The following is a 13,497-nucleotide window of genomic DNA, read 5'->3' as shown; positions in this document are numbered from 1 at the left end:
GAGAAAATCATAGATTTTGCATAGCTAATTGTCTCAGAACACTCCAGAATGCCATTTTATATTGGGGATTGTCAATTAAAATTCATTATGCTATCATGGCGTTATCGTAATAATAAAATTATTGGAAAAAGGAGAAAATTTATGAAAACTCAAAAAAATATTTCTATGGCAGAGCGTATGTTTGAAGCCCCTATAATTTCTACGCTATTGTTTTTCGCGTTCCCAATCATGATTAGTTATTTTGTTAACTACGTTTATCTATTAGGAGATACATACTTTATCTCGCTTGTCAATCCACATTCGTCCGCACCACTTTCTGGAACAGGTTTATTGTATCCTTTGGAATTGTCCTTTGAGGCGATTGCCGCTGGACTTGCTACCGGATTAAGTGCAACTACAGGAAGGCTTATAGGTGAAGGAAAACTTGATAAATGTAAATGCCTTGGAGCTAACGGTCTCATTCTCGGCCTAATAATTAGTGTACCTGTAACAATACTATGTTATGCTTGTGGCCCAGAGATTATAAATTTACTTTCTGGTTCCGCATTAAGTTCGGAAGCAGCGAATTACGCTCTTGAATATTTATATGGAATTGCACCTGGAATCATCTTTATGATTTTATCACAAATCATCGGTGGCGTTCTCGTCGGGCAGGGTTTAGCCTCTGTAACTACAAAAGGTTTCATGATTATGACTATATTAAATTTCGTATTAGACCCTTTGCTTATGTTTGTTTTTAAATTAGGTGTTTTTGGTGCTGGTTTAGGAACTTCAATTTCATTATTCTTCTCTTTTGTATATGTTTTTGTTTATACGTTAAAAGGTAAATCTGTGATTCCTATTAAATTTAGTTTTTCATTTGCAGATAAATCTATCATGAGTCAAATTTTAAGTATTGGGCTACCACAACTTTTAATGACTGTATCAATGTATATAATTTCAGGTGTTTACAATAAAATCATCACAGTTTACTACTCTCAAGATATTATGAATTCATGGACACTAGTTGGAAGAATCGATCAGATTCTCTTCATCCCTATTATTGCCATTTCAAGTGCTACTATCGTATTGATTTCCCAAAACTTTGGTCATAATAATATTGAGCGAATCAAAAAGGCAATGAATACTAATATAAAGTTTGTTTTTGGATTATGCTTTGCTTTAGCACTCCTCTATATGCTTTCATCATATTGGATTTTCTCTATTTTCACAGATATTAGTGATGTAATTGACCTAGCAAACAAACAGGTTTTAATTACGGCATTATCTACATGTTTTGTAGCCATTAACTGGGTTGTGGCTGCTTTCTTCCAAGCAATAGGAAAGCCACTACCTGGAGTTATCGTTCTTTACAGTAGAGTCGTTATAACTTTAGGATGTGCATTTTTAACTCAATACGTTTTCCATGGAAATATTTACAGTATATTCATTTGTGTTGTAGCTGGTAATGTATTATCTACTCCATTTGCTTTCGTTTGGCTTCACAAGCAATTGAAAAACTTATCCTTTAAGTCTGTTTTATAGATAACTAGATGAGGTATCCAAATACTTTTTCTTACTAAACTTATAATGACATTGTATAATCGTACAATTATACATGGTGGTTATTTTGTCTAGAAATATATTTTTATATCTAGGAGGCATAAAAATGAATAATATAATGATTAAAGGGGCTAGGATTCATAATTTAAAAGGATTTGATATTAGCATTCCTAAAAACAAAATAACTGTGGCAACTGGTGTGAGCGGTTCAGGAAAATCTAGTTTAATGTTTGATATTATATTTGAAGAGGGACGAAAACAATATCTTCAGTCGCTTGGCATCTTTCCAGGTTTAGAAGATGATAAAAAATTTGACAGTATCACTGGAGTCAGTCCTACTATTTCTGTAAGACAAAGCCTTGTGCGTCAAAGTAATCCTCGTTCCACTGTTGGCTCACGAACTCGACTACTTAGTCAGTTAGCAATGCTCTATCATAGTGAAGGAACCCTAATATGTCCTAATTGTGGAACTCCGCTAGGCAAAAATCTACAATGCAGTTCTTGTGATTACAAAGGGCATAGTCTAGATGTAAGTTATTTTTCATATAATAGTCCAAATGGAATGTGTAAGAAATGCTTTGGTAAAGGTTCCTATAGTAAAGTGAATATGAACAAACTGGTATCAAATAAAAGCATAACCGTTCGTCAAGTGTTTAGAAATGCAGGTACTACTAGTGGCATTGAACGCGTGTTGGACCGTAATTTACATAAATACATGGACCTTCCATATTATAAAGTTCCTGACGAAATAAAGAATGAGATTAAAAATGGACATTACACAAGTAATAGTGGTGCAAATAATAAAAGTTATTGTTTATCCCGAATTTTAGAAGCCCGAAAGAAAAAAGGGGAGTTTATAGGTGATTTATATCGCCCCATTTCTTGTAGTGCATGTAACGGCTACCGTATTGGCGAAGAAGCAAGAAGTGTATTAATTAACGGAAAACACTTCGGAGAACTTGGAAAAATGACACTTGAACAAACAAGGGATTTTCTAGTACAAACTTTGCAAGAAATTGAGTTCACTCAGCTTGGCAAAACCCTTGCTCAGGATATCATAAATAAATTGTCTTCCTTAATTGATTCTCGTTTAGGTCATTTAACAATGTATAGAGAAATGTCAACATTAAGTGGAGGAGAAATTCAAAGAATTTTCCTAAATGCACACCTTGAATCTAACATGGATTCACTTATATACGTTCTTGATGAACCAACCACTGGCCTTCATGAATTAGAAAAAGAAGAATTATTAAAATCAATTAAGAGACTTAAGGATTTAGGAAACACCGTAATAATTGTAGAGCATGATAGGAAAATAATTCAGGTTGCAGAACACATAGTGGATATTGGTCCTAAGGCTGGTATTGCTGGCGGAGAAGTGATTTATGAAGGTGATTATGCAGGATTACTCCAATGCGATAAATCTTTGACAGGGCAATATCTATCTGATACACAAAAGATTATGAAACGTAACCTAAAACCTAATCTTCAAAATGATAAAACAACCTCCTGGATTTCTATCAAACATGCGAAAACAAATAATTTGAAGGATGTTTCCGTATCATTCCCTCTTGGAGTTCTTGTTGGTATCGCTGGAGTATCCGGAAGTGGGAAAAGTTCTCTCATTTCAGATACATTAGTGCCTATGTTAAAAGACTATTTCAGAAATTATTCTAAAAACATACTTGATTGCGATGAAAGTGATGAAGATTCCGCATTAGTTGAAACCATTGCAGAAACTATTCTAGGTGCCGAAAGTATTTCTGGGTTTGCTGAGGTCTCTCAGGCTCCAATCGGCAGAAATATAAATTCTAGCCCTGTTACATTTATAAAAATCTGGGATAAGATACGAAATCTCTTTGCATCACAAGAGAAATCAATAGAGCTTGGTCTTACTGCAGGACACTTCTCTTTCAATTCAGATGGCGCTTGTCCTGATTGTAGCGGTAGTGGTAGAAAATCAGTTTTTCCAGGTAGCAATATACAAATGTATACAACTTGTAATACCTGTAAAGGTAAGCGATATAACCCTGAAGCTTTACAAGTGACGTACAAAGGGAAAAATATTTCAGAAATTTTAGATATGCAAATATCAGAAGCAGTAAGCTTATTTGAAGATAACAAACCAATCGTTCATACTCTTACAATTATGAAAGACATTGGTATGGGATATATTAAACTTGGGCAACCTACTTCAACTTTAAGTGGTGGAGAAGCGCAAAGACTAAAGCTTGCCAAGGAAATAGGTAAAAAACGTAAAGGCAATATCTTGTATGTAATGGATGAGCCAACAACTGGTCTTAGCATGTATGATACTGCTCAACTCATTAAATTGTTAAACAAACTCATAGAAAATGGTAATTCCGTTTTGATCATCGAGCATAATATTGATGTCTTAAAATCCTGCGACTGGATTGTAGAATTAGGTCCTGATGGTGGAGTCAATGGTGGAACTGTCATTGCAAAAGGTTCTCCTAAAGATTTAGAAGACAATCCAAAATCTATAACTGGTAAATATTTAAAAGAAAGACTTTAGTCTAAAATATAACTCTATTATCAAGACAGGTGAGAACCCTCACCTGCTCTTGACATAGAGCTAAAAAGTCAGAGTATGCAGGAGGACTATCACACAAGGTCATCAAGTTAATTTAAGAAAATAAGCCAAATTAAACCCTTCAAGTACATTTGTAGTATAAATCATCTAATTTACTAGTTAAAGATAAAATAATACATCCTATATAAGAATCTATATATTGATTAAACACTATCCATCCCAATTTTCAAAAAAGACCTTTATCATCTACAACGCAGTTTCTTTATTAGCAGGTTCCACAAATATATTTTCTTCTTTAATACCTGCAAGTTCATTTTTTACTTTTTCTTTATACTCTGAATTTGTCACAACATAAATATTATCTTTATCTATTAATGGGATTACCCTATCAACAGTATTAACTAAAAAACTTTTGTCGTTAATAAGCTTCAAAAATTGTTTCGGCTCTCCGGCTCTTGATAGAGGATATAATCTACTGCCTTTACCTCCAGCTAAAATAAGCCCGTATATCACGCATTTTCAACTCCAAGTAATGATACTAGTTCATTATATGTTTAAACCTGTATATATGTGAAACTCACTATAACCGCCCCGATATTTTTTTACAAAATAACAGCATAAAGGTTTTAACTTATAGATATCCAATTTAAGAGTTTAACTTATAAATGGAATATGTATGCATTATTCAGAAATTATAAGCGTAACACTACACTAGAAATATGATACATTTTTTTCTGGAGCAGGCATGTGAAATTGAGCTGATGATGGTTATTAGTGGAAGGTTGTTCCACTTTCTGCTTGTCATAAATTTACTTTAGGAACATGCAGAAATGGGTGCAACCTTCCACTTAGAACCTTCCAGCGAAAATTTCACTAGTACTGCGGAAGATAACTGTATCATATTTCGGTAATTGTTGCGTAAGTCTAATTCTTGGTTTGGATATCTATATATAAAATTCTACTTTTTGCATTTTTTAAATGCAATATAACACAATCCTATCCCTACAAAAATAAAAATAAAGCTGAAATAATATAATTTTCTAATAACTACTTCTATAGTACCTTTTCCATCCTCATCAGTTATAATCCCTGTAGTTACCCCATTGAGTTTTAGTACGCCTCTATCTTTAAAGCTTCCAAGAGAAATCTCCCATAAAGGATTTGGTGACTCAGAGTAATTTAAGAGTACTTTATCCCTAGAAGGATTACTTATTTCAAAATTTCTTTTCATTGTATCAACACGGTTATACTCTACTTTATGACCTTCTAAATTACCCTCAAAGAAATTATCAATATTATCCCCTTCAAAATACATAACATTATCAAGTGTAATAAGCTCTTTATATGGAAGAATACTATAGTTATTCATTTCAATATATCCTTTTTCTGTTTTATTCCCAAGACATAGAATATTGAATTGCATATATTTTGCCCCTGCTGGTGCTTTTACTACTTGTTGATAGTTATTCCACTTAGTCTTTTCTTTTTCTTCAACATCATTTATGTAGGTTGCACTTATATATTGGTTATTTTCATCAAGAAACGTAACCTTCATATGCCTCTTTCTTATATTTTCAGAAATAGCGTTAAAAGTAACTAAGTATTCTTCTTCTGGTACTACAGCAGCTTTCCTTGAAGCATAATTATACCAGTTAGTAGAATTAGTTTTATCAAAATCCAGATGCAAGGTGTCTCCATCTATTCTATCCTTCATCATATTATCACTTAAAACGTCATCTCCGCCTCCACCTTCATCATACATATCCTCAATATTATCTACCACTTTTATTTCATCAGGCTGAAATTTATGAATATCTGCTATTGTACTTGCAGAAGGTACATTACTATCAAAGGTGATTTTCATTTTATATTTTCCTTCTGAAAGAGAAACATCATGAAGTGTTATTGTATTATAATTGTTAATAATGCTGTCCAAATACTTTATAGTTTGCGGAAACGTCTCATTTAATGGTTCTTTGTCAACCACCATATCCTTTTTATTTCCATTGGAAGCCAATTCTGAGGTTAATATATCCTTATCAAGCACTGCATTATTATCTTCATCTAAGAGTTTAATATTCAGCTTTCCATTGTTTTTACTAACTCCATTTATCTTTAAGGAAAAAGAATACTTACTATCCTTAACAATATCAATATCTCTTTCCAATACACCATTTTGAGAACTTATTCCCTTCCCCATACTTAGTTTAGGATATGTTCGTTCACTTTGAATATTTCCTGAATAATTAAAATCATTTTCAGCTTCTAATACTGCAAATATATTGCTCCTCTTTATTGCAGCATTTACTGGGAAGGATATATTATCATAATCATCATTAGGAATTACTGCAAGAACATTTACAGCATTGAAACCTTCCTTATTTTCAACTGAAATTTCATTATTTCCAGAATTGAATTCATACTCTCCAAGTTCAATCCATTTAAATTGTGTTAATGAATTATCCTTCGTATTTACATCTACTTCCTTCCCATTTATTTCAACGCCAAGTTCTCCTCCTTTAGCAGAAACTAATGTCCTCATATAGACTTTTGCCTTTTGCTTATAGTCAAACTTTTTAGTCATTGTAAACTTATTTGGTTTTTTATACTCTCCTAAATCATAGATATTTATCTCATGAATCCACCAATAATTCTTTTGCTCAGGTTTTTGATAACTCAAAAGTTCCATTCTCATATATGCACTTCCACTTGGAGAAACAAAGTCACCTTTAAAATTAACTGCATCAAAATTAACATCCTCATTTGGTGCTACTACATAATTTGTGCCCAAATCATTCATTTGCCTGTCAAAGAACCTTACTTTTATATGCATCTTATTTGTTCCTCTTCCAGAAACTACAATATTAAATTTATATGGATTATTTGCTTTAGCATCAAGTAATCCCGATTTAGCAACCTGCCAAATATTTTGAGGGTCACCCTTCATAATTTCCCCTTGTAAAACTGGTACTGAATTGTTGTTTGTTATTGGATTAGAACCGACATTAAATATTTGAGGATTATCTGGTACAAAAAATTTTTCTGTTCTAAGCATAGAATCAAAATCTGCAACAAGTGACCCCTTTACGCTATCAATTTTAGTAGGTGGTACATCTAATCTACTTGTAGCATATGTAAGTGCCACTCCTGAATCAAAATCAAAATCATAAGGAAAGTTTTTCAAACCTTGTGAAGATAAATACCAATTCCAATCATTATTACTAACTAAAGTTTTACTCCATTTCAAAAAGGCATCCCCATCATTAATAACATCAAAAGGATAAACATAATTTTCTTTTGGAAGATTTGAAAGTAATAAATCATTATACTTATTAACTTCAATATAATCTCCTTCATTCATTGCTCCAATATAACTCTTCCCCTCAAGAGAAGAAAAGATAACTCCATAATTTTTAAAATTAAAATTTGGTACATTGGAATAACTCTCTAATCTACTATAACCATAAGGTGTCATTATTTTTTTAGGCACATTGTATAAATACGGTATATTATCTTTTACATCATATAAACTAAATATTCCATTCTCATAGGTCTTCTCTAAACCTTTCTGATTTTTTAACATCTCAAGATTAAATTTCTGCCTTACTTCTTGTCCATTATATTCATTATGATACGCTAATTCATTTACTCCAAATGCCGATGTAAGCTTCCCCATATTTTGAGTCATTCCCTTATCCAGCATACTTTGAAGAAAATTCATGTAATAGTTAATGCTTAAGCTATTACCTTCATGTTGAAAAATCGTATTCTTCTGCGAAGAATATACTTGAATATCACCAGTAGCCTTTTCAACTCCACCCGCATCATTATTTTTATTCCAAAAAGGTGTCGCTACCCCGTTATAGCTTTGAATCATATTATCTGCAGTTGGAATATAGAGCACTTTACTATCAAATTTTTCTTTATCTTTGAAGTGATTTTGAACTTCAAGATAATCTGAAGGTATATTAATAGGTGTATAAAAACCATTAATATAATGAATATAAAAAGGTGCTAGATATAAACAAAAAGAAACAATTACAAGAACGATAACTGATATTTTCGCAAAATATCCATAGGACTTATTTTGAAACCTAACAAAAAAGCTTTGAATTCCAAAGGTCAATAATACACTAAAGCCTACTGCCATCAACCCCACAAATTTATTTGGATCTCGAAACATAGATCCTATAATAGGAGTTTTTGAAACAATAAAAATAAAGGTATCAGAGAAAAAGTCCAAGTTAACTCCAGTGGAAAATATCATAAAAAACGCTGTACACAAAGCAAAAAAACCAATTATATTATATTTATAGCCTCTAAAAAACATTGCATAAAACACAAAAAGAATAATTACTGCTCCACCTAAATAAAAAGAAATGGATAAACTCGATAAGTCGAACATTGGCCACCAATAAGAAATAAAATAAACAACATTTTTAATCGAACTATTTCTACTAAACAGAGAAAGAGTATCTACAACATTAATATTGTGCTGTGAAGCTTGAGCTTTAAATAAAATACTACCAAAATATGCAGATAACCAGTAGGCACTAAAACAACCAAATATACAACCAAATAAAATTATCTTTTTTATAGTATTTATTAAAATACTATATATTCTATTTTTATTTTTTAATCCCGCCTTAATCATAGCTTTTCCTATAATTAGTACTCCAATAATACCCATAAAAATGATATCATAGAAAAAATAATGAATAGCCCCTGCACTTATTGTAAAAACAATGCTCAAGAAAAATATGTCAACTACATTTCTACGATACAACTTTCTTGAATAAATGTAATACCCTGGTATTAATTGTTCTTGAAATTTAGGATCAAAGGTATTAAAGAAAAACATTAATACCACCGGAATTAGACTATATCCACAAAGAAGATATATATGCTGTATCCTAATTACTGCCCATGGATTAACCGCATAGAAAATTGATCCTGTTATTAATGCAAATACTTTAAGAAAATCAAATTTTTTTGAAAAATAGATACTTACAATTCTTTTAGAAAATAAATACATTGATATTGCCGAGGTTAACATCAATACTGTAATAAAACTTTTTACAAATATAGGTCCATCGTAATTACATATTTTTGATAATAGATAAAGAGGATAAATATAAGCTAATCTAGGAACATTCAAAAGCGTTGATGTACTCCAACGCTCATTCCAAATGCCAAATATTTCATTCATATATCTTTCAGATGTGAAGCCAAAAGCCATATCACTAAAAACAATCTGACCTTGCTTATAAATAGGAGCTAACATACACAAAATAATTAGAATCATAATATTTATTGAAAAAATATCATAACGATATATATAGATATACTTACTAAGTTTCTTACATATTCCTAATTTCCTCATCTATCTTATCCTCTTTATTTTTTATTTCATTGTAATCTTTCAACAACTTAGATTTTATCTCTTTTAATTCATCTAGCTTCTCTACAGAATTATTAATCAGTTCAAGGGTTTCCTCCATTTCAGGCATAACCTCACCGAAAATCCCATTAAGTTCTGGTGTAATCTTATCCAAAAGCGTAGCTTTAATATTCTTCTCTATATAATATATAACTCTAACTGCAATCACCACTGTAAATGCTAATGACAACATGAAGAAAATAAACAAATAAATAAAAGAATTATTTATTGGACTAAAAATCAACTTCTCACTTTTCGATGCAATAATATATAAAGAATTATCTCCTAAGTCAATAAAGCTGTAGGATAATCTTGTACCATCTGATACTTCAGTATTTGTGTCACCGTTTAGCATTTTTTTTGTATACTGATCTATTTTCATACTATTTGCACTATTAGCAAAGGTTGATGCCACAATTGTAAAATTTCCATTATAAATATCAATATTAACATCATTATTATTGTTTAAAAGCTCATCGAAAAAAACCTTATTAAATTCAAATGCAGCAAAGCCGATCACTTCTCCGTTTTTAATAACTTTATTAAAAATAAATTGATATCCTTTTCCATCTTTAACATAGAAATCACTTATATAATATTGCTTTGTAAATTTTGCCTGCTTAATTACTTGGTTTAAGTTTTCGTTAAATTCCTCTGTTCTATATGTATATACTGGATTAAAATTTCGATCTAATATATATACATTTCCCAAATATTTAACATTCTTCAAAATGCTCATGTCAATGAACTTATTAGAATTGTCTTGTTCAAAATAATTCATTGCCTGAATATTTGAGAAGCTATTTATATCCAGCTTCATAAATTCATAAAATTGCTTAATGTTCTGTATTTTCTCGTTTCTAACACCTTCAATTTCTTTAGTTCCATACTGATTAAGATAATTTTTAGATTGAATTATAAAAAATGTATTAATTGAAATTAAGGGTAACAAAATAACTATTACAACTGCTAAAAAAACAATTCTTCTTAGATTTAGCAATCTTCTTTTCTTTCTCATATAAAACCTCTTAATATATATATTTCAATTATCAATGTTCAATTATAAATTGTCGTTAGTTACGAAATCTTTTCAGGATTTCTTGATGAGAGCTGTGAAATTTTAATCAGAACTTATACATAACAATAATTTAGAAATAATAAGTATTTGGTTTTTGATATAGATATCCAAATTAATACTTAAACTTATAAATGTAATATATATGCATTATTGATAAATTATAATCGTAACACTACACTAGAAATCAGATACATTTTTCTGGAAGCAGGCATGTGAAATTGAGCTGATGATGGTTCTTAAGCAGAGAACGAACGTGAGTCGAGTTCCCTCTATGGCTTGTTTCATTTTAAGCTTGTCCAGATTTTACATCTGGAACACGCTGAAATTACGACAAGCCGCCATTTAGAACCTTCCAGTGAAAATTTCACTAGTCCTGTGGAAGATAAATGTATCTTATTTCGGTAATTGCTGCATAAGTCTAATTCTCACTTTGGATATCTATATAAAGAATACTATTTATAAATAGCAATCTCTATTACAAATTTTTAAATTTTCAATTATTTTCTTAATATTTTGAGTATCTTCTTTATTGGCAATAAGTAATACATCTTCAGTATCAATAATTATCACATCTTTTATTCCAACTGTTGCTATCAATTTATCTTGTGCTTGTATAATTGATTTTTTAGTATCAATAGTTATTACATTTCCTTTTACAACATTCCCATCATCATTAGTTTTATTTATCCTTTCAAGAGCAAGCCAGCTTCCAACATCATCCCATCCAAAGCTCCCTGGAATAGTATATATATCATTGGCTCTTTCCATAATTCCATAATCAATAGATTCAGATTTCATATTTTCAAACGCTTCTTTTAAAACAATTTCTGAATTGCTTTCATCTATAGTTTCATATATCCTTTCTAGTCCATTATACATGTCAGGAAGTAATTCTCTAATATTTAATAATATGCTTGAAGCTTTCCAAACAAACATTCCACTATTCCACAAATATCTTCCTGAAGCTAAGTACTCTTTAGCTGTATTCAAATCTGGTTTTTCGACAAAACTATTTACTTTATATACATTATTTCCTCTTGAATTATCAAAATTTCTTTCAAAATTTATATATCCATAACCTGTTTCAGGATATGAAGGCATTATTCCTATTGTTATAAGATTATTTTCTTCTTCTGCTACATCTATAGCAACTTTTAAAGTATCTATGTAAAATTCATTGTATTTTATTAAATGATCTGATGGAAGAACTATCATAGTGGCATCACCATACTTTTTCTTAACATGCATTGCAGCTAAGCCTACGCATGGAGCAGTATTTCTTGCAACTGGCTCTAACAATATATTTTCTTCTGGAATATTAGGTATTTGACTCAAAACTAATTCCTTATAATCCTTATTTGTAACTATAAAAGTATCTTCAATATCAACCAAGCTTTTCAATCTTTCTACAGTAAGCTGAATAAGAGTTTTTCCATCCTCTGTTAAACTCAAAAATTGCTTTGGCATGTTTTTTCTACTTCTAGGCCAAAATCTTTCACCTTTGCCACCTGCCATTATAATTGCTGTATTCTTCATATCCCCAACCCCTTAATCATTATGTTACATATAGGTTATTTACCATCTAATTTATATTATACATCATAATATAAATATATCATAATTTTACAATATATGATATAGTATATAGTATATATCACATATTTTTACAATATGTGATATCCAATAAATTTTTAACGCATATTTTTCATACCATTCTATGATATGAAACAAAAAGGAGCATCAAAAATGGAAAAAATTTTAATTATAACTGATTTCAAAAAAGCTATCCCCTATGAATCCATAATTACTTTTTATGAACTTAATATAATAAATTCTAATTCCATAGATTCTATTACCGAAATAACTGAACCAGTTGTAATTATTGATGTAGAAAAAGTTTCAGATGGAATTGAAATTACAAATAGATTACGGAATATAAATCCATCCTCAAATGTATTACTTATAAATAACTTTCTTTCACCTGCAGAACATTTAATTTTAACAAAAATAAAGGGCTATGGAAAAACAAAAATATTGCGCTGGCGAAGAACTTATCCTGATGAAATTTTAATAAATGTTCAGGATTTATTGCATCCTGAATTCCCCAGCAAGATATCTGACATTGCAATTATTATACCTGTATACAATGAAGAATCTCGCTTTGAAAAAGTATATAACTTCATTCAAAAATTAAAATTTCTTTTAGACGAAAGTTTCACAAATGCAACAATTTATTTTGTAAACGATGGGAGCAAAGATAATACACAAAAGCTTATTGATAAGTTACTGGAAGTTGAACATGAAGAAACTACAACAATTTCGAACTATTTTCAACTGAATACTTACGAACTTGAGCAAAATACAAGAAAAGCCGGTACATACCTTGAAGGACTTCGCTCAATAAATGCTAGTGTAATGATTTTCGTAGATGCTGATGACTCTTTTGAAATAGGCGATATTGCAAAAATGATAAACATCCTAAATATAGGGTATTATGATATTGTTGTTGGAACAAAAGATTTTTCTGCAACCAATCGTTCAATTTTAAGACGATTAATATCATTCTTTAAAAGACTTCTTACAAAACCACTCTTACCTAAAGGTATTTATGATTCGCAAACAGGCTTAAAAGGCATAAATGCTAATTGTTCAAAAATGCTTCTTCCATATTTACATGATAATACTGGACTAGCTATTGACCTTGAAATGATGTATATAGCAAAAAAACTTAACTTTCGAGCTTTACAGTTGCCAGTCAAATGTATCGATCAAGAAGGTTCCCATGTAAATATAGTGAAGGATTCAATAGCCTTTTTAAAAATAATACTAAAACTTCTTACTGTAAATAAAAATATTTCTTTAGATAAAAATGATATTAACTGA

7 protein-coding genes are annotated in these 13,497 nt (G+C 30.5%); 3 read left to right on the top strand and 4 right to left on the bottom strand.

Features of this window, described 5'->3' with window-relative positions:
- Window positions 1-141 precede the first annotated feature (141 nt).
- Together CSPA_RS01840 and CSPA_RS01835 are read left to right on the top strand one after the other, a co-directional pair.
- Window positions 142-1,524: an MATE family efflux transporter gene (locus tag CSPA_RS01840; RefSeq protein ID WP_015390516.1), complete on the top strand. Its 1,383-nt coding sequence runs from the start codon at window positions 142-144 to the stop codon at window positions 1,522-1,524.
- 124 nt (window positions 1,525-1,648) lie between these two features.
- Window positions 1,649-4,078, top strand: a complete 2,430-nt coding sequence (locus tag CSPA_RS01835; protein ID WP_015390515.1) for an excinuclease ABC subunit UvrA — start codon at window positions 1,649-1,651, stop codon at window positions 4,076-4,078.
- Window positions 4,079-4,342: 264 nt separating this feature from the next.
- On the opposite strand, the gene CSPA_RS01830 is transcribed toward CSPA_RS01835, so the two are convergent.
- From CSPA_RS01830 to CSPA_RS01815, 4 genes are all read right to left on the bottom strand, one after another.
- Entirely contained in the window at window positions 4,343-4,609 is a 267-nt protein-coding gene (locus tag CSPA_RS01830; protein WP_015390514.1) for a sugar phosphate nucleotidyltransferase, read from the bottom strand.
- 445 nt (window positions 4,610-5,054) lie between these two features.
- Window positions 5,055-9,479, bottom strand: a complete 4,425-nt coding sequence (locus tag CSPA_RS01825; protein WP_015390513.1) for a polysaccharide biosynthesis protein — start codon at window positions 9,477-9,479, stop codon at window positions 5,055-5,057.
- Window positions 9,457-10,554, bottom strand: coding sequence for a hypothetical protein (locus tag CSPA_RS01820; RefSeq protein WP_015390512.1), 1,098 nt, complete (start codon window positions 10,552-10,554; stop codon window positions 9,457-9,459). Before CSPA_RS01820 ends, CSPA_RS01825 begins: the two co-directional genes overlap by 23 nt.
- 516 nt (window positions 10,555-11,070) lie before the next feature.
- Entirely contained in the window at window positions 11,071-12,150 is a 1,080-nt protein-coding gene (locus CSPA_RS01815; RefSeq protein ID WP_015390511.1) for a mannose-1-phosphate guanylyltransferase, read from the bottom strand.
- A gap of 210 nt (window positions 12,151-12,360) precedes the next feature.
- Here CSPA_RS01815 and CSPA_RS01810 point away from each other — a divergent pair, with 210 nt between their 5' ends.
- A complete protein-coding gene (locus tag CSPA_RS01810; protein ID WP_015390510.1) occupies window positions 12,361-13,497 on the top strand; it encodes a glycosyltransferase in 1,137 nt (378 codons plus the stop codon).

It is taken from the genome of Clostridium saccharoperbutylacetonicum N1-4(HMT) (assembly GCF_000340885.1).
GTDB lineage: Bacteria > Bacillota > Clostridia > Clostridiales > Clostridiaceae > Clostridium > Clostridium saccharoperbutylacetonicum.
Note: the sequence above shows the minus strand (reverse complement) of the source record. Positions and strands in the feature narration are given on the sequence as shown.

Bases quoted from the DNA above. Each gene is read 5' to 3' on its own strand.
- CSPA_RS01840 (WP_015390516.1), top strand. From the start codon at position 142: ATGAAAACTCAAAAAAATATTTCTATGGCAGAGCGTATGTTTGAAGCC.
- CSPA_RS01835 (WP_015390515.1), top strand. From the start codon at position 1,649: ATGAATAATATAATGATTAAAGGGGCTAGGATTCATAATTTAAAAGGA.
- CSPA_RS01825 (WP_015390513.1), bottom strand. From the start codon at position 9,479: ATGAGGAAATTAGGAATATGTAAGAAACTTAGTAAGTATATCTATATA.
- CSPA_RS01820 (WP_015390512.1), bottom strand. From the start codon at position 10,554: ATGAGAAAGAAAAGAAGATTGCTAAATCTAAGAAGAATTGTTTTTTTA.
- CSPA_RS01815 (WP_015390511.1), bottom strand. From the start codon at position 12,150: ATGAAGAATACAGCAATTATAATGGCAGGTGGCAAAGGTGAAAGATTT.
- CSPA_RS01810 (WP_015390510.1), top strand. From the start codon at position 12,361: ATGGAAAAAATTTTAATTATAACTGATTTCAAAAAAGCTATCCCCTAT.